The sequence below is a fragment of the Treponema brennaborense DSM 12168 genome (genome assembly GCF_000212415.1).
Classification (GTDB): Bacteria; Spirochaetota; Spirochaetia; order Treponematales; family Treponemataceae; genus Treponema_F; species Treponema_F brennaborense.
The window spans coordinates 1,885,581-1,903,924 of the sequence record NC_015500.1 but is presented as its reverse complement, the minus strand read 5'-3'; the positions used below and the strand labels follow the sequence as shown (position 1 = coordinate 1,903,924).

19 protein-coding genes are annotated in these 18,344 nt (G+C 52.7%); 15 read left to right on the top strand and 4 right to left on the bottom strand.

Features of this window, described 5'->3' with window-relative positions:
* Positions 1-8: 8 nt before the first annotated feature.
* Together TREBR_RS08285 and TREBR_RS08280 are read right to left on the bottom strand one after the other, a co-directional pair.
* Complete coding sequence (locus TREBR_RS08285) at positions 9-1,088, bottom strand: class I SAM-dependent methyltransferase (protein ID WP_013758737.1); 1,080 nt, start codon at positions 1,086-1,088, stop codon at positions 9-11.
* A gap of 2 nt (positions 1,089-1,090) precedes the next feature.
* Positions 1,091-1,741 (bottom strand): redox-sensing transcriptional repressor Rex, encoded by a 651-nt coding sequence (locus tag TREBR_RS08280; protein ID WP_013758736.1) that lies wholly within the window; start codon positions 1,739-1,741, stop codon positions 1,091-1,093.
* A 154-nt stretch (positions 1,742-1,895) separates the two neighbouring features.
* Between TREBR_RS08280 and TREBR_RS08275 the strand changes: the two genes are divergently transcribed.
* The 14 genes from TREBR_RS08275 (at position 1,896) to TREBR_RS08210 (ending at position 15,067) form a co-directional block, all read left to right on the top strand.
* Positions 1,896-3,239, top strand: coding sequence for a flagellar hook-length control protein FliK (locus TREBR_RS08275; RefSeq protein ID WP_013758735.1), 1,344 nt, complete (start codon positions 1,896-1,898; stop codon positions 3,237-3,239).
* Positions 3,240-3,307: 68 nt separating this feature from the next.
* Positions 3,308-3,748 (top strand): flagellar hook assembly protein FlgD, encoded by a 441-nt coding sequence (gene flgD, locus TREBR_RS08270; RefSeq protein WP_013758734.1) that lies wholly within the window; start codon positions 3,308-3,310, stop codon positions 3,746-3,748.
* Between the two features lie 12 nt (positions 3,749-3,760).
* Complete coding sequence (flgE, locus tag TREBR_RS08265; protein ID WP_013758733.1) at positions 3,761-5,152, top strand: flagellar hook protein FlgE; 1,392 nt, start codon at positions 3,761-3,763, stop codon at positions 5,150-5,152.
* A gap of 352 nt (positions 5,153-5,504) precedes the next feature.
* Positions 5,505-5,702: a flagellar FlbD family protein gene (locus TREBR_RS08260; RefSeq protein WP_013758732.1), complete on the top strand. Its 198-nt coding sequence runs from the start codon at positions 5,505-5,507 to the stop codon at positions 5,700-5,702.
* A gap of 20 nt (positions 5,703-5,722) precedes the next feature.
* Positions 5,723-6,505, top strand: coding sequence for a motility protein A (locus TREBR_RS08255; protein ID WP_013758731.1), 783 nt, complete (start codon positions 5,723-5,725; stop codon positions 6,503-6,505).
* 12 nt (positions 6,506-6,517) lie between these two features.
* Positions 6,518-7,228, top strand: a complete 711-nt coding sequence (gene motB, locus TREBR_RS08250; protein ID WP_013758730.1) for a flagellar motor protein MotB — start codon at positions 6,518-6,520, stop codon at positions 7,226-7,228.
* 32 nt (positions 7,229-7,260) lie between these two features.
* Entirely contained in the window at positions 7,261-7,806 is a 546-nt protein-coding gene (locus tag TREBR_RS08245) for a flagellar basal body-associated FliL family protein (RefSeq protein ID WP_013758729.1), read from the top strand.
* Positions 7,807-7,942: 136 nt separating this feature from the next.
* Positions 7,943-8,977 (top strand): flagellar motor switch protein FliM, encoded by a 1,035-nt coding sequence (gene fliM, locus TREBR_RS08240; RefSeq protein WP_013758728.1) that lies wholly within the window; start codon positions 7,943-7,945, stop codon positions 8,975-8,977.
* Positions 8,970-10,160 (top strand): flagellar motor switch protein FliN, encoded by a 1,191-nt coding sequence (gene fliN, locus TREBR_RS08235; RefSeq protein WP_013758727.1) that lies wholly within the window; start codon positions 8,970-8,972, stop codon positions 10,158-10,160. The genes fliM and fliN overlap by 8 nt, the downstream gene beginning before the upstream one ends.
* A gap of 126 nt (positions 10,161-10,286) precedes the next feature.
* The gene (locus TREBR_RS13685; RefSeq protein WP_156786634.1) at positions 10,287-10,943 is read left to right on the top strand and encodes a FliO/MopB family protein; all 657 of its coding nucleotides are present in this window, start codon (positions 10,287-10,289) and stop codon (positions 10,941-10,943) included.
* A 65-nt stretch (positions 10,944-11,008) separates the two neighbouring features.
* Complete coding sequence (gene fliP, locus TREBR_RS08225) at positions 11,009-11,773, top strand: flagellar type III secretion system pore protein FliP (protein ID WP_052296209.1); 765 nt, start codon at positions 11,009-11,011, stop codon at positions 11,771-11,773.
* A gap of 19 nt (positions 11,774-11,792) precedes the next feature.
* The gene (locus TREBR_RS08220) at positions 11,793-13,061 is read left to right on the top strand and encodes an HD domain-containing protein (RefSeq protein ID WP_013758724.1); all 1,269 of its coding nucleotides are present in this window, start codon (positions 11,793-11,795) and stop codon (positions 13,059-13,061) included.
* A 34-nt stretch (positions 13,062-13,095) separates the two neighbouring features.
* A complete protein-coding gene (locus TREBR_RS08215; protein ID WP_013758723.1) occupies positions 13,096-13,950 on the top strand; it encodes a M23 family metallopeptidase in 855 nt (284 codons plus the stop codon).
* Between the two features lie 187 nt (positions 13,951-14,137).
* Entirely contained in the window at positions 14,138-15,067 is a 930-nt protein-coding gene (locus TREBR_RS08210) for a sigma-70 family RNA polymerase sigma factor (protein ID WP_052296168.1), read from the top strand.
* 17 nt (positions 15,068-15,084) lie between these two features.
* Here TREBR_RS08210 and TREBR_RS08205 read toward each other — a convergent pair whose 3' ends face one another.
* Positions 15,085-15,645, bottom strand: a complete 561-nt coding sequence (locus tag TREBR_RS08205) for a 3'-5' exonuclease (RefSeq protein WP_013758721.1) — start codon at positions 15,643-15,645, stop codon at positions 15,085-15,087.
* Entirely contained in the window at positions 15,632-17,404 is a 1,773-nt protein-coding gene (locus TREBR_RS08200) for a phospho-sugar mutase (RefSeq protein WP_013758720.1), read from the bottom strand. The genes TREBR_RS08205 and TREBR_RS08200 overlap by 14 nt, the downstream gene beginning before the upstream one ends.
* Before the next feature lie 268 nt (positions 17,405-17,672).
* On the opposite strand from TREBR_RS08200, the gene TREBR_RS13680 reads away from it, so the two are divergent.
* On the top strand, positions 17,673-18,338 hold the full coding sequence (locus TREBR_RS13680) for a DUF4912 domain-containing protein (RefSeq protein WP_013758719.1): 666 nt from the start codon (positions 17,673-17,675) through the stop codon (positions 18,336-18,338).
* The last annotated feature ends 6 nt before the right edge of the window (positions 18,339-18,344 follow it).

The following is an 18,344-nucleotide window of genomic DNA, read 5'->3' as shown; positions in this document are numbered from 1 at the left end:
CGAATCTTTTACCGGCCGATCGCGAGTTTCCAGCACCGGTGAATTTTCGTATTGCGGTAATCTTCCGGAATCGTTTGCTCGGTGATATCCGTGATTTGGATTATTTTACGCTGTTCGGTTACGGACGGGAGCGCCGCCGCGTCGAAGACCAGTTTCCGGCTGTTCGTCGAAAAATACAATACGCCGCCGCCGCTCAGCAAATTCAGACAATCCGTTGCCAGCGCCGCCCAGTCCCGGTTTACGTCGAGTTCCGTTTCGGTTTTTTTGGAATTTGAAAACGTCGGCGGATCGAGGATAATGATGTCCCACTTTTCTTTCGCCGTCTTCAAAAAGGACGCCGCGTCGGCTCTGACGAACCGGTAGCGCGCCTGGTCGGTAAATTCGTTCAGTTCCATATTCCGCCGCGCCCAGCCGAGGTACGTGTTTGAAAGGTCGACGGAATCCACCGAAGCCGCTCCTCCCTGCGCCGCGTACACGGAAAAAGAGCCGGTATAGCAGAACAGATTGAGCACCCGCTTGCCGTCCGCCGTGTCGCGCACCGTTTTGCGCAGCGGCCGGTGGTCGAAGAACAGCCCCGTATCGAGATAATCGGTCAGGTTTACGTAAAAAAGCTGCCCCTGTTCCAGAACGGTGCCCGTTACGCTCGTTTCCGCTTCACGTTTTTCATATTGCGAATCGGTGCCGCGCTGCCGTCTCCTCGTTTTGACGATAATCCGGTTCCGTGCAAGACCGAGCACCGAAGCCGCCGCGTCCGCCATCGCGTCGAGCCACGCGCTTTCACTTGCTTCCGATTTTTCATACGGCCGCTCGTAGAGAAACAGGTGCAGATATCGATTCGGGTTTTCCGCGTTCGCGGCGTCTCCGGTTACGAATCGTACGGCCTGCGCGGCGGTACACACCTCGGGCGGCAGCGCTTCGTACAGATCCGCGGCCAGCGGAATTTCGGGAATGTCCCGGTCGTACAGACGGTAGCAGCTGATTCGCTCGCGCTTCGCCCATTTTCGCAAATGCTTATACCGTTTGCTCAGCCGATTCGCAAACAGCTGCGCCTGATACGCGTTTTTGGTCGTTTCCGATTCGTCGCTCATAATTACTCTTTTACCGGCTTCGGGCGGACGGCGTCCATCATTACGCACAGCATGGCGTAGCCCGAGGTAAGATCTTCACGCTGGCAGACGATGTCTTCCGGCAGTTTCAGTTTTACGTTCGTAAAATTCCAAATCGCTTTTATGCCTGCCGCAACGATTATGTCCGCCGTTTCCTGGGCGTTTTGCGACGGCACCGTCAAAACGGCGATCGTCGCGTCGAGGTTTCTGATTTGAACGGGCAGCGTATCTATTGAAAACACCGGCACGCCGTGAATTTTCGTGCCGATTTTCGCCGGACTCTTGTCGAACGCCGCGACGAAGTTCAGTCCGTGATATTGGAATTCCTGATATCCGGTCAGAGCCGTCGCCAAATTGCCGGCGCCTATCAATACCGCGTTTTTCGACGTATCCCAACCCAAAAAATGTTCTATTGCGGTAATCAGCGGCGCAACCGGATAGCCGCGTTTCGGTTTGCCGATAATACCGGTTATAGCCAGATCTTTACGTACCTGAATCGGTTCCAGATGCAGTTCTTGCGCGATAACCGTTCCCGAAATGAACTCATACCCTTCGTTCCGGGCTTGTCTGATAATGTGCAAATATGATGGCAGCCGTCTGATGGACGGTGTCGCCGGAATCTTTTGCTTTGACATAGTGTCTATTCTACTCTAAAAATTCCACTTTGTGAAGTAACTATTGCGGTGCCGGCCGGTTTTGCGTGCCGAATCGATGATCGGCGTTTTCCGAAAAAAATCATTTAACAACCGTGCCGAATCAGTCGATGATTACACTGTAGGAGATATGCCGATGCAGACAGTACATATTCAGCTTGATAAGCCGGGATCGGAAACGCTCTCGACTGCTTCAGCTCAAAGCCAGCGTCCGAAAGAAACGGGCGGCGTATCGTTTGAAGAACAATTGGAAAAGGCCTTAAAAGATACCTCCGGTACGAATACGGACGGCGAACGCATCAGTTCCGCCGCCGAATCGTCTGCGGAATCGGAACCCGCCGCCGCAGATGCCGACTCGAAGTCGGAGAATTCCGCAGTACGTGCGGTAAACCTTGACGGAAAGAAACCGGTCGGCAGTGAGATTCGGGCAGATTTGAAAGCGGCAATGGCTGCGGACGGCGCAGCGGATACGGACAAAACCGGCGCGGCGCTTTCCGAACTTGCCGTTCCGGCGCCGGCTGTCGATGCGGAAGCGGCTGCAGAAGATTCCGTTCTGTCTGCGGCGATTTCCGCACAAGCGGATGCGGATATACTTACGGAAGCCGCCGCAGATTCGGTTGACGCGGAACACCCTCTGGACAAAAAAACGCATAAACGCGATACGTCCGCGCAGTCCGGCGACCCGCTGCTGCAGGCAGCCGGAAGCGGCGCGCTGCAGCCGGAAACCGCCGCGTCGGCGCTTCCGTTCAGTGCGGACGGAGCGGAAGCCGAAGGCGGCCGCAAAAATATAAAACTTTCAACGGGAACCGCGCTTGATGAAAAAATTCACGTTACCGACGCGCGGTCGGCCGCCGACGGCGGCGTTACCGAAGCCGGACTGCGCGAATCGAAGTTCGTCACGTCCGTTTCGTACGGCGACGGTTCTGCCGATATTACGATGAACCTTGCCGGAGATTCCGGCGCGCAGGCCGGTACGGCTTCAGCCGCTTCCAAGCCGGGAGAATCACGGTTTGCGTCTTTGCTGTCGTCGGAACTGCAAAGCAACGCCGCTGAATTCGTCAAAACGGGCTCGATCGTTCTGCGCGACGGCAACGCGGGTACGATTAATTTGATTCTGCATCCCGAAGAATTGGGCAACGTTAAAATCAGCTTGAACCTGCACGACAAACTGATTTCAGGACATATAACCGTCGCGTCGGAAGACGCGTACAACGCGTTCAAAAACAATATCGATTCCATAAAACAGGCGTTCAACGCAAGCGGTTTTGAAACTGCCGGATTCGATTTGTCCTGGAGCGGCGGCGATACGGGAAGCGGTTCGCAGCACGACGCGCAGCAACAGACTGCCGCTGCCGAAATGCTGTTCAAACACACTTCGTACGCCGATATGGTAGATGATGGCGATTATGCGGAAGCCGAATTTTTTACTCAAAAAATGTATTCAGATTCGGCGCAAATTGCCGTTAATATAATGGCTTGAAACCGGGGAACCGTTTGCGTACATACGGTTCCCGACATATTTTTCAGATCTGAGAGGAGTACTGATTCATGGAATTTAAAGCTGTCATGAGTACGGCGGATCAACTGCAGGCGAAAACTGCGGTCGATTCATTCAACAAAACTCTTGCCGTAAACGGACGTACTGCAAGTCAGCAATTGGGCAAGGATGATTTTCTCAAACTGTTGCTAACGCAGCTTTCCAATCAGGATCCGACCAGTCCCATGGAGAACACCGAGTTCATCGCTCAGATGGCGCAGTTTTCTTCACTGGAGCAGATGACGAACATGAGCAGCGAGTTTACGAAACTGGCTAATATGCTCAACTCGAACGAAGCGGTGTCCCTGCTGGGAAAAAACGTCGAGCTGAACGCCGGCGACGCGGCGGTGAGCGGCGTCGTGGAATCGGTAACGCGCGGAGCCGCTCCGCAGATAAAAGTAAACGGAATGCTGTACAGCATGGATCAGATTAACGCCGTATATGGTAACTAAGAGGGTAGCTATATGATGAGATCACTTTATTCCGGTGTATCCGGTATGCAGAACCACCAGACGCGTCTTGACGTTATCGGCAACAACGTCGCCAACGTCAACACGACCGGATTCAAACGCGGCCGCGTCAATTTTCAGGATATGATTTCACAGCAGCTTTCGGGCGCTGCAAAACCGACAACCGAAGTCGGCGGTGTTAATCCTAAAGAAGTCGGTCTGGGCGTTATGGTCGCCAGCATCGACACCGTTTTTACGCAGGGAAACCTGCAGTCCACCGGAGTTGCGACCGACGTGGCTATTCAGGGAAACGGATTTTTCGTACTGAAAAACGGCGAAGAAACGTTTTATACCCGCGCCGGAGCGTTCGGACTCGACAGCGACGGTACGCTCGTCAATCCGGCGAACGGACTGCGCGTTCAGGGCTGGATGGCTCAGGAAGCGAACGGTGAAATGATCCTGAATACGGCCGGCTCACCCGAAGACTTGATTATTCCGGTCGGTTCCAAAGATCCTGCGAAAGCGACGCAGAACGTCAATTTTGCCTGCAACCTGAACAAAAACACGCCTGAAATTCTTGAAGGCGCGAGCGAATCGGATATCATGAAAGGCACTTGGTCCACGGAACAGAAAGTGTACGACAGCTTCGGCAACGAACACATGTTGTCCGTCGCGTTTGCCCGCGTACCGGGTAATCCGAACCAGTGGCAGGCAACCGTTCTGATCGATCCTGACAATGCCGACGTTACGCAGACGCGCGTCGGTTTGGGAACGACGGACGGTGTCGCGAACACGTTCCTCGTCAATTTCGACAATACCGGTTCGCTCCAGTCCGTAACGGACAGCGCGGGCAACGTTACGAATCCCACCGGACAGATCGTCTTGCAGACGTCTTTTACGGTAACCGATTCCAATCCCGACGCGGACGGAAATCCGTACCGTCAGACCATGAACATCAATCTGGGCACGATCGGCAGTCAGCAGCATACGATAACCCAGAGCGCGTCGCAAAGTTCGACGAAGGCGTATTATCAGGACGGCTACACGATGGGGTATTTGGACAACTTCAAGATAGATTCGAGCGGCATCATTACCGGCGTGTATTCCAACGGTACCAACCGCGTGCTCGGTCAGATTGCGCTCGCCACGTTCAGCAACCAGGGCGGTCTTGAAAAAGCCGGCGACAATACGTACGTGCAGTCGAACAACTCGGGACTGGCGAACATCGGTACGTCCGGTATCGCAGGCAAAGGTTCCATGCTGGCAGGCTCGCTTGAAATGTCGAACGTCGACTTGACCGAACAGTTTACCGATATGATCGTAACGCAGCGCGGTTTTCAGGCGAGTTCCAAAACGATTCAGACGGCAGACACGCTGCTTGATACGGTGATGAACTTGAAGCGGTAACCGGCAATGGGTAACCGGAACCGATAATCGCTAACCGTCCGCGCGGCAGCAGCCGGCACGCGGAAGTGTAAAGTGGATCGACCGAAACGGAGCGGAACGCTTCGCGGTCGATCCTTTTTTATGCGCCCGGCCGAGCGGCCTGTTTTCGGTTTAGTTGCCGGCCGAGTTGTTGGACGAGCGGCCCGTTGCCGAAACCGTGTAAAAAAACGCCGGCGGCGGCGTTTTTTTTCTCAGCTTCATTCCCATAATTCCGATATTGTAATAGAATGGATACGTATTTTTTTTGAGGGAGGTCATTGCGGCGCGGCGCTTGCCTACTTGACGGTAATGCCGTAAGCGTACACAATAAAGTATGATAGAAGTATTGCGTCTTGACGGAAAAAAATACTGGATCAATCCGCATCAGATCGAATCGATAGAATGCAATCCCGACGTTACGCTGACCATGCTTTCGGGCAAACACGTCGTCGTAAAAAATCCCCCGGAAGACATTATTGAAAAAATTATCGAATACAGGCGCCGGATCGGTGCTTTAAAGAACGAAGAGTAAACGGATATAGGAGTTTCTGAATGGATATAGCAACAATAATCGGTTTGATCGGCGGAGCGGCGTGTATCGTCATGTCCGTTCTTACCTCAGGCGGTACGCTTATGGGAATTATCGATATTCCCTCGGTGTTCATGACGATCGGCGGTTCGTTCTGCGCTTTGCTTATCGTTGCTCCGTTAAAACAGGTTACGACGATGTTTGCCATTATCGGAAAAACGTTCAAAATTCCCGACTTCGGTGAAAAGGTTTTGGTGCAGAATATGGTCGCCCTTTCCGAAAAGGCGCGCCGCGAAGGTATTCTTGCGCTCGAAGAGGGGCTTGAAGATCTGGACGACGCTTTTATGAAAACGGGACTGCGTCTGGTTGTAGACGGTACCGACGGCGCGGTTATCAGGACGATTCTTGAAAGCGAAATGAGTCAGGTTGAAGCGCGTCATATGGTGTACATCAATATCATGAACCAGTGGGCAGGCTTCGCACCCGGATTCGGAATGATGGGTACCGTTCTGGGTTTGATCGGTATGTTGAACAACTTGGAAGACAAGTCGTCGCTCGGTCCGAATATGGCCGTCGCGCTTATCACCACGCTGTACGGCTCCATGATGGCAAACTGGATTTTGGCTCCTATGGCGCAGAAACTGATCGGGCAGAACAACGTTGAAATGCGGACAAAAGAAATGATAGTAGAAGGCGTCCTGTCCATTCAGGCCGGAGACAACCCCCGTATTCTCGCCATGAAACTGTTGACGTATCTGGATCCTAAATCCAGAAAAGCAATAGAATCGGACGTTTTGAAAGACTAAACGGAGTTACTGATGGGAAGAAAAGAACCTGAAAAGCCCTCAACCGCATGGATGGGAACGTACGGCGACATGATCACGCTGATGCTCTGTTTCTTCGTCATGTTGTATAATCCGACCGAAGTCGACGCGGTGCAGATGGCGGCGCTGACCGCTTCTTTGCAGGGCGATCCGACGGCCGGCGGTCAGTCGCTTGCGGCGGGACGGCTTGCGGATTTGGGAAACACGATAAACAGTCTGCCCTCGCTTGAAAAAGGCAAATCGCTCGGACTTTCGGTAAAGCGTGCGGTCAGTTTGTTCGCGCCGGACGTAAAATCGAATAAAATTACGTTGTCGAGCGACGAACGGGGGCTGGTGATCACGCTCGCGTCGGATTCGTTTTTTGCGCCGGGCAGCGCCGCACTTAATATAGAAGAAACGCGGGCCACCGTTCTGCGGCTGGCGCAATTTCTGTCTTCAAAAGAGTTGTCCGGGCGGCGCTTCCGTATCGAAGGGCACACCGACGGAACGCCGGTTGCAAGTAAGGATTTTCCCAGTAACTGGGAATTATCCGCCGCGCGTGCGGTAAACGTGCTGCATTATTTGTCCGACTTCGGGGTAAACGAAGCTCAGTTTTCCGTGGCCGGCTACGCCGACACTCGCCCCAAGTTTTCAAACGATACGGCGGAGGGCAGGGCGTATAACCGCCGCGTGGATATAATTATTCTGGACGAAGGTCATTTTTAATGATAGAATGATATGATAGAGGAAGGTTTTGTATGGCTGATGACGATTTAGGTTTGGACGACAACGGAGAATCAGGCGGTGCTGCGGAGAAAAAACGCGGTATAGGCGGACTGTTTCCTGCTCTTCTGAAATGGGTCGCCATTGTTTTAGGTGCGATCATTCTCATCGTTACGGTCGTGGTAATTACCATGAAAATTATGGGCGGCAATTCGGCCCAGCAGGCGGCCATTCCCGTATCGCAGGATTACGTCGGCAAACGGGAAATTTTGGACTGGTACAGTTCGATCGGATCCATCCGTACGAAAACGAGCGACTCCATTCCCGCAAGCGTCGTTGTGGAAGTCGTTTTGGGCTACAAAAAAGACGATAAGGCGACTTCAACGGAAATTACCGCGCGTCAGATAGAGATCAAGGACTTTTTGCGCCGGTATTTTACGGAAAAGAAAATAAGCGAACTTCGTCCTCAAAATGAAGATAAACTGCGGATCGAAATCAGAAACGCAATCAACGACGATATTTTAAGCTCGTCCAAAATAAAAGACGTGCGCTTTTTGAGTCTTGAAATTATAGAACAGTAGCGTGCGTAGGCGCTGCCGCCGCCCGCGGCAGACAAAACGCAGCCTTTCGTGAATTAGGGGATCGACATATGAATGAAGTTCTGTCGCCGACAGAAGCAAACAAAACGCAGCCTTTCGTGAATTAGGGGATTGACATATGAATGAAGTTCTGTCGCAGGACGAAATAGATCAGCTCCTCACTGCTATCAGTTCCGGTAATACTGAACCTGAAGATTTTAAACCGGTAAACGATACGCGTAAAATAAAAATTTACGATTTCAAACGTCCCGACAAATTTTCAAAAGAACAGATACGTACCGTTTCCATCATGCACGAAACGTTCGCCCGTTTGACGACGACGAGCCTTTCCGCCCAATTGCGCAGCATGGTGCACGTTCACGTCGCATCCGTAGATCAGCTTACCTATGAGGAATTTATCCGTTCCATTCCGACGCCGACGACGCTCGCCGTCATCAATATGGATCCGCTGAAAGGAAACGCGATTCTTGAAATCGATCCGGCCATAACGTTTTCAATGATAGACCGACTGTTCGGCGGTACCGGGCAGGGGGCGAAAGTCCAGCGCGATCTGACCGATATCGAGCAGTCCGTTATGGAAGGCATTATCGTCCGCATTCTGGCCAATATGCGCGAAGCGTGGACGCAGGTTATCGATTTACGGCCGCGGCTCGGTCAGATAGAAACGAATCCGCAGTTTGCCCAGATCGTACCTCCTTCGGAAATGGTCGTACTGGTTACGCTTGAAACGAAAGTCGGCGAAGAAGAAGGCATGATGAACTTCTGTATTCCGTATCTTACGATAGAACCGATCATTTCAAAACTGTCGTCGCAGTTCTGGTTTTCATCCGTGCGGCGCAGTTCGACGACGCAGTATCTGGGTGTTCTGAAAGAAAAACTTTCCGACGTCGATATGGACGTCGTTGCGGAAATCGGTTCGGTTTCTTTGCCGATACGAGATGTTTTAGCTTTACGAGTGGGAGATATCGTCCGATTATCTAATGTACGCATTACCGATCCGATTACGCTGAGCATCGGCAATAAGAAAAAGTTTTTGTGCCAGCCCGGCGTTATCGGCAAGAAGATGGCGGTGCAGGTGCTGAGTAAAATAACTCAGGGCGAATTGGAAGAATTTGAAGAATTATCCGTAGAAGGAGATGAAACATATGAGTGATGGTGCCATTTCTCAAGATGAAATTGATGCTTTGTTGGCAGGCGTGGATATGGGCGGACTTTCGTCTTCGGGGTCGTCGTCTCCTTCCCCTGCAGTCCATATAGATACGGGCGTTCTGGAACAGTTCGCCGGAAAAATAAAAGATACGCTTGCCCAGAACGTCGGAACGATGACCGGTGTTCAGGTGGACGTGGGAAAACCCGTTGCGGAAACGCTTACCCGTGATCAGTTTTTGTCAAAACTGCCGGAAGTCGTCGTCGCCGTTATGGCTGATTTTTCGGAAGGACTGCACGGCGATCATTTGTACGTGCTTTCGACCGATTTCGCACAGAAATTGACGAATCTGATTAATAAAGAAGAAAACGCGGAACTCGACGACATGGCGCTGTCCGTTATCAGCGAAGTCGTGTCCCAGCATACCGGCGCTGAAATTACCGAATTGACGAAGACGGGAAAATTTCCCGGTCTTGCGTGCAATCCGGGCGAACCGGTGAACGGACCTAAAGCGATGGTTCGCTTTCCTCAGAATACGTTCGTACTGTTTTCATATCCGGTTACGATCGACGGCGGCGCGTACACCTTGTGGGAAGCAGTGGCGGGCAGCGTCGGTGAACAGATGAGCGCCGCACTCGGCGGCGGTGCGCCCGCTGCGGCTCAGCAGCCGGCCGGTATGGGTGGAATGTCCGCCGGTGCCGCGGATATGTCCGGTATGGGAATGAACATGGGGATGCCGCAGCAAATGGGCAATCCGGGTATGGGAATGAATATGGGAATGCCGCAGCAAATGGGCAATCCCGGTATGATGAATATGGGCAATATGGGAATGAACATGAACGGCGGTTTTTCCGCGGCTTCCATGGGAATGAACGCACCCAACGTGCAGTCCCTGCAGTTTCCCGGGCTGCAGTCGGGCATGAGTGTTACCGAACAGGGCAATATCGGTCTTATCATGGACGTATACATGGAAATGACCGTAGAACTGGGACGTACCAAAAAGCAGATAAAAGAGATTCTCGGAATGGGTGAAGGCACGATTATCGAACTTGATAAACTTGCCGGTGAACCCGTCGATATTTTGGTCAACCATAAACCGATCGCAAAAGGTGAAGTCGTCGTTATCGACGAAAATTTCGGTGTCCGTGTTACCGAAATCCTTTCACCGATCGAGCGCGTTACCGGCTGACGGTAATTACGCGTACGTTTTCACGGGGGTGGGAAAATTTTCAGGATTTCAAAATTCGTTTTGGTACTGTGCGCCGCTTTATGCAGCGCAGCTTTATGTTTTGCACAAACGCCGGCCGCGCAAAGTGTGCCTGCGCAAACAGGGGTCGTGCTTCCGGTGGAAAACGGCGGAACCGGCTCCGCTGCCGATGAAACTTCCGTACCGCGCTCAGAGGCGGAATCCCTGCTGGTAATCACTCCTGCGGCGCCCGATACCGGCGCGGCCGCGGTAAAGCAGCCGTCCACCGTATGGCTTTTCGTCAGGATGATTTTGGTACTCGCCGCGGTTATCGCCTGTATTTACGGTATCGTTTTCCTTCTGAAAAAAGGTATGACCCCCGCTCAAAAAACGGATCCGTATCTTAAAAAAGTCGCGTCGCTGACGCTTGCTCCCGGTAAATTTGCGTACGTCGTTACGCTGAACTCGCACGCATATCTGATCGGCGTTACCGATTCCGCCGTAAATCTCATCGGTGAAATAGACGACAAGGAACTCGTCGACGCGATGAATCTGCACGCCGAATCGGAACCGGCCGGTGCGAAGCCGAAAGATTTCGCGTCCGTTTTGGATCTGTTCAGAACGCCGAAAAACGCCGCGGCGTCGGGCGGTAAAATCCGTACGGACACCGCGTCTTCTGCCGAAAAGCCGTTCGCGGACTCCGCCGGACAGGCAAGCCGTATTCTCCGCCAGCAGCGCGAACGGCTGCAGCACACGACCGATTCCTTTCCGGAGGATGCGGAATGAAGCGGTTCGCCTCGAAAACGCTGCCCAAAATCATTTTGTGCTCGCTGCTCGCCGCGGCGTGCTGTATGCCGGTTATGTCTCAGCAGACGTTTCCGCAAGGTTCCGCGGCCGGTCGGACCGAAATGGACGGTACGGTAACCGGTACGCAAATACCCTCGATCAGCGTCGATATCCGCTCTCCGCAGACCGGACAGGAAGTCGCGTTTTCGGTGCAGTTACTGTTGCTGCTGACGATTTTGACGCTCGCGCCGAGCATTCTGATTCTGCTGACCTGTTTTTTACGGTTTTCGATCGTGCTTGATTTCATAAAACGCGCTTTATCCCTTCAGCAAGTGCCGCCGACGGCCGTTTTGAACGGCATCGCGTTTTTTATGACGCTGTTCATCATGTGGCCGACGTTCACCGACATTTACGATAATTCGTTTAAACCGCTTTCCGACGGAGAAATCGGCATTGAAGCGGCCTTTACCGAAGCGGAAGCGCCGCTGCGGATTTTCATGTTCAAACAAATGGGAACGAACACCGACTATATCACCCTGTTCATGTCTATGGGCGGGCTCGACCGTCCGCAGACGCTGGCGGACGTTCCGTCGCACGTGCTGATACCGGCGTATATATTGAACGAATTGACCGTTGCGTTCAAGATCGGCGTACTGCTATATATACCGTTTATCGTTATCGATATGGTCGTCGCGAGCGTGCTGATGTCCATGGGTATGATCATGCTTCCGCCCGTGCAGATATCCATGCCGTTTAAATTGATGTTGTTCGTGCTGATCGACGGCTGGGGACTGCTCACGCAGCAGCTGTTCAATTCGATCGTCAGATAATCGCTTCGGAGGCTCGGTTTTGCTCACCAAAAAACTCGCACTCAAAATATTTGAAGGATTTTCAATAGAGCGATGGAACGATCTGGTTCGCCCGCTCGAATTGATAGAAATGGACAAAGCTGCGGAAAAAATGGTTTTGGCCTATATCATCGGCAAATTTGAAGAAATGCGCGGCAATTGCGTCGATTGGGACTGGATGATACACGCGGCGCTGTTCGATTTGCTGCGAAAAATTGCGTTGTGTGACATAAAGTCGCCGGTGCAGCGGATGATCCGCCGCGAATATCCGGAGGAATACCGGAAATTGAACGAATGGGTCGTAGAGCAGTATCGGTGTATTCTGACGGATCCGCAGCTGTTCGGCCGGTTTGAAGAATACGTGACGGGTACGGAACCTGCTGCCGGAACCGTGCAAGGGCGCACGATGCGTGTGTTTCGCGCCGCACACAAGTTTTCGACCATGCGCGAATTTGAAATGCTTTCCGTGGTAAACGAAGAATTCCGGCTGGCGCATATTGCGAAGGAGCTGAATCGGGATATCGAAGAATATCTCGATTTGCGCGGGCTGCAGCTGCTGATTACCAAGCAGCGGCCGTACGATTTTCTGATGATGATAGAGCAGCTTCGGTTTCAAACCCGTTGGAATCAAACGCCGCGTGTGCCCAAAACAAGTGTGCTCGGCCATTCGTTTTTCGTTGCGGTCGTTACGCTGCTGCTCGAACGGAACTCCGGCGCGGAATTTTGCGCCGCCCGCCGCTACAATAACTTCTTTTCCGCACTGTTTCACGATTTGCCCGAAGCCGTTACGCGCGACATCATTTCTCCGGTAAAACAGGCGACCGACGGACTGCCGTCCATCGTGAAACGGATTGAAGAGGAAATCGTCGCAAAAGAACTCGAGCCGCTTATGGATCCGTTTTTTAAAGACGAATTGCTGTATTTTACGAGCGACGAGTTTGCAAACCGTATTTGCGTTCCGCGCGCGGACACGCTGTTCGCCGCCGATTTGCCGCCGGCCATAACGGGTATGCCGGTCGGCAGTACGCAGTTCGTCTCTTTTGAAGATTTGAACACGCTGTATAATTCGCCGGAGTTTTTGCCGGTTGACGGCAAACTCGTCCGCGTCGCCGATCATATTGCGGCTTTTCTTGAAGCCGACAGTTCGATCGCGCACGGAACCACGTCGAGCCATCTGCGCGACGGCCGCAGCAATCTTTTGAAACTGTATCAAGTCGGAAATCCGGTCAGCGGCGTCGATGTTGCCGCTTTTTTTGCCGAATTCTTATAAACCTTGCGAACGCGTATACCGATGTTTAAATAGTATGAATAAATTGCTGCGTTGTATCGTAATTTTTATTTGTCTTTTTTCCGCCCGCACGTTCGGCGCAACCTCCCATACCGTTGCGAAAGGCGAAACGCTGTATTCCATAAGCAGAACGTATCGCGTCAGCGTTGCCGAATTGTGTGCAGCCAATAACATAAAACAGACCGAATTGCTGAAAGCGGGTCAGAAACTGATCATTCCGGATGAAGCCGGCGCAACCGCGCCGTCCCGTTCCGCCGCTGCAAACCCGATCGGTGCCGAGCCGGCTGCAGAGCCGTACACGGTGCAGAAAGGAGACACGTTTTACGGCATCGCGCGTAAAAACGGTATTTCCGTGGACGATTTGCTGGAATTGAACGGTCTGAGCGCATCCGATACGCTCAAAGTCGGTCAGATAGTGAAAATTCCGGTGCCGGCGGAATCGCTGCCGCCGTCTCTTCCGGTACCGGCGCTCGAATTGTCCGATCCCCGTTCGTATTCGGGGAAAAAGGGCGACTCTTCGCTCGTCTGGCCGGTCAGCAATCCCGAGGTCGCGTACGTTACGGGGAAAATTTCGGGCGTACAGCTTTCCGCCGCAAGCAATGAAAAAGTTACCGCAGTCCGTTCCGGTTCAGTCATGTTCAGCGGCATGTACCGCGGATTCGGCAAAGTCGTGTTCGTCCAGTCTCAGACGGGCCATGTGTACGTGTATACCGGCCTGAGTTCGCTTTCCGTGCGCAAGAGCGATTACGTAACGTTCGGCGACGAATTGGGCACGGTCGGCGTAGACGCACTGAGCGGCAAGCCGCAGCTCACGTTCATGGTGTTTCAGAACGGGCAGCCGATAGATCCTGCAAAAGCTCCCCGTGGATAAATTCAAGTCCGTTTATGAATTTTCCGTTAAAAAACGGTAAATTTTTATAAAAAATATCGTTTATGTTTGAAGTATTTATCTTTCTCGGGTATCATGTGCAGTTAGGGAGATAATACAGATGACTACACGGCAGATTGCAAGTCTCAGGGTACGAAAGCCGCTGCAAACAAGCGGAGCTTTGGATGGTATGGGCCGGACCGTTGTCGATCCGGATCCGCTTTCTTTATATTTGAAACAGATTTCACGGTATAAATTACTTTCCGTACAGGAAGAGCAGGCGACTGCCGCTGCGATTCAGGAGCATAAATCGCGTATACGCCAGCTGAAATCGGGTTTGCTTGAACCGGCCGAAAATTCTCCGGCGTATGAAGAAATCGACCGGCTGGAACGGGATTTGCTCGTTCTGAAAAATAAGATGATTCAGGCAAATTTACGTTTGGTGGTTTCCATTGCAAAACGATATCAGCATCGGGGGCTTGGCCTGCTCGATCTGATAGACGAAGGCAACATCGGGCTGATTGAAGCCGTCGACCGTTTTGAACCGGCGCGTAATTGCCGTTTTTCCACCTACGGTATTTGGTGGATCCGGCAGGCTATTATCAAAAGTCTTGCCGATAAGGGACGCGTTATCAGGGTTCCCGTCCATATGCTGAACACGATCAACAAATGTTTTTTTATGGCGAAACTGCTGACGCAGGAATACGGCCGCGAACCGACGACTGCCGAACTGGCGCGGTTTCTGTGCGTTACGAACGAAAAGGTTGAAGATTACATACGGCTTTCGCAGGAGATGTCGAGTCTCGAAACGAACGTCGACGACGATAACTCCACGCGCTTGGGAGATTTGCTGACCGACGAAAACGGGGAAGCTCCGATTGAACGCGTTTTTGCCGCGGCGCTCACCGATACGGTGAACTTGGTTTTGAATCAGCTGTCCGAACGGGAAATGTCCATAATCAGACTTCGCTACGGTCTCGACGGAAAAGCGCCGCGGACGCTGACCGAAACGGGCAACGTTCTCGGTATTACCAGAGAGCGCGTCCGCCAAATTCAGGAAAAAACGCTGAAAAAACTGCGCGAGCGGGAAGAACTGATAGCCTTTAACGATTACCGGTAACGTCCGGCGTGCCGGTTTCAGCCGGCGTTGAGACAGCGCAGAAACACTTCCATACAGACGCGCGCATCGTCTTCGGCACGGTGCGCGTTCCGTACGTCGATACCGAAATACGCCGCGAGCGATTGCAGTTTATGATTCGGCAGCTGCGGAAATCTGCTGCGGGCAAGGTGCACCGTGTCCGCGGCGTTGTTTTTGAGCGGATTGAAGCCGCTGCGTTCAAGTTCCTTGTTTACGAAACTCAAATCGAATCCCGCGTTGTGTGCGACCAGAACGGAATCTCTCACGAACGTCAGAAAATCGGGCAGAACCGATTCTATGAGCGGACAGTTTCTGACCATATCGTCCGTAATGTTGTTGATTGCGCTCGCTCCCGGCGGTATCGGTTTTCCCGGATTTATCAGAATGTCGTACCGGGCGATGATGCCGTTTTTGTCAAAACGGATGGCGCCTATTTCTATAAGCCGTTCGTATTCCGGCTTCAAACCGGTGGTTTCCGTGTCGAACGCGGTAAAAACCGTCCCGTCTGCAAACAGCCGGGACAATTTTCCGCAGTCAGAAATGATATTACTTTGCTGCATCAAGCACCGTTTTTATTTCAGCCGCAATCGCGTTGCACTGCGCGTCTGCGGTTATCTTCGCTGCGTTCAAATTCGCACCGCTGACAGGAACCGTACAGTTGATATAAAACTTGATCTTGGGTTCCGTTCCGGACGGACGGGCGCTTACGATAGTTCCGTCTTCAAGGAAAAACTGGAGAACGTTGCTTTTCGGCAGCGCGATCGCCGTTTTGTGCGCCGGGGCTGCCGGATCGTACGTGACGCTCGTGCCGACGTCGCGGATCGAAACGACTTTCGTGCCGCCGAGCGACGTAAGTCCTTCGGAACGCAGTTTTGCCATAATGTTTTTCATCGTTTGACCGCCGGACGCGCCGGGAAAATTCTGCGAAATGGAGCGGTCTTCAAAATATCCGTATTTTACGTATAATTCTTCGAGCCGCTGAAGCAGGGATTTTCCCTGAGAACGCCAATACAGCGTCATTTCCGCACACATTGCCGCAGCGGACACGCCGTCTTTGTCACGGACGGCGTTTTCGACGTTGTAGCCGTAACTTTCTTCAAAGCCGAACACGTACTCGGCGCGGCCGGTCGTTTCAAAATCGGCCATAACCGACGCGATCCATTTGAAGCCGGTCAGACACTCTTCCAGGCGAACGCCGTAATCGGCGCATATTTTGTCGGCAAACGGTGAAGTTACGATGGAGCGGATGACCGCCGGGCGGGCGGGCATTTTGCCCAATTCCCTGCGGGAATGCAGTATATAGTCGGTGAGCAGTGCGCCCATCTGATTTCCGCTGATAAGGACGAATTTTCCGTCCGCACCGGGAACGGCGCTGCCGAACCGGTCGGCGTCGGGATCGGTTGCCATGACGACGTCCGCTTTTTCTTTTTCCGCAAGCTGCACGGACATTTTCAGCGCCGGCGCTTCTTCGGGATTCGGTTTTTCGACCGTCGGAAAGCGTCCGTCGGGAAGCCGCTGTTCGGGAACGGTAATAACGGTGAGTCCCAAGTCTCCGAGTACTTTTTCAACGTGCATGGCACCCGTGCCGTGCAGGGGCGTGTAAACGATCTTTACTTCTTTTGCTTTGGTCTTGATAAGTTCCGGTCTGAACAGCTGGCTTTTTACCATTGCCCAGTATTTTTCATCTATCAGGCTGTCGATCATCGTCAGCGCACCCGATGCGAGCGCCGCTTCTTTGGAAATCGTTTTTACGGCGGCGACGGCGTTCACTTCGTCTATAATGCCTTCGTCGTGCGGTTCGGTTACCTGCGCGCCGTCGTTCCAGTAGGCCTTATATCCGTTGTACTGGGGCGGATTGTGGGACGCCGTTACGACGACGCCGGTATCGCAGCCGAGCGTACGGATCGCGAACGACAGTTCGGGAGTGGGGCGCAGACCGGTGAACAGATACGTTTTGAATCCGTTCGCGGCAAAAATGAGCGCGGTCGCTTCTGCAAAGACGTCCGAATAGCGGCGCGAATCGTAGGCGACGACGGCGGAAAGGGTTCCCGCTTTCGCCTTTTCGGGGAACGTTTTGATAATATAATTCGCAAGCCCCTGCGTCGCACGGTTTATGACGAGCGTGTTCATCCGGTTCGTTCCGCCGCCGATAACGCCGCGCAGTCCGCCGGTGCCGAATTCCAGATCCTGATAGAATCTGTCTTCAAGCTCCGCCGTGTTTCCGGCGGTCAGTAAATCCCGGACTTCCTGTGCGAAACCTTCGTCCCGTTCCGCTTGTATATAGGCTTGCGCCCGTGAAAGTATTTCTTTGTGATCCATAACCGGTTCTCCTCTGACTGTTCCGTGCCGTGCGGTTCGGCGGTATACGCCGGACTTTGTCTGCTGCCGCCGGCAACGCACTGTCATATTCTTATCACTTACAGTATACCGGTATCGGCTGTCAAATACAAGCCGCCGCTTTCCGCAATGAGCCGAAATTCAGAAACCGCGCGCGCATCGAATCGTTTGCACTCGGCACGGATTTGCGTTCTCTTTTGAATGCCGATCCCTTGACAGTTTCCGCATTTTTCTTCATCATAAACACGATATGGAATGTAGTATATTGAACAGGGCGTATCTTGAAACCCTGCCGTCGGCGGACTTGATTTCGCTGGCAGACGAATACGGAATTGATATTCCGGAAAATTTGAGCCGGCGCTTTATAATTGGTGAATTGCTTGAGTTCGCTGAAGATATGCGCCGCGACCGCGGCGTTGAATTAAAAAACGAATCGGACAAAGCCGGCGTACGTGCGGCGTCCGTCCTTCCGTCAACCTATAACGAAACGCATATTTCCGTTATCCTGCGGAATCCCGTGTGGGCGTTCGTATACTGGGATATTAAGGAAGCCGAATTGATTGCAATAAGAAAATCGGCGGCGTTCTCTTCGTTGTTTTTGCGTATTTCGTTTTTTCCCGATGAAAAGGCGCCGAAAGCTTCCGATTCGTTCGATATTCCGGTTTCGCTGACAGACCGCGAGCAGTACGTGCTGCTTCCCGCCGGTGAACACATCGCGCGCGTCGATTTGATTGCTGAATTCAAGAATATGCCGCTGCGGGTGTGCGCGTCGTCGCGGAAAATCGAACTGCCGCACGTATCCGAAAAAGTTTCGGCTCCCGTTCCTGAAGTCCGCATTTCTCCGATTTTGGAATTGTCGGGACTGCCGGAACTGCTTCGGACGCATTATCTGAATCACCGCCAATCGTTTTCATAATTATAG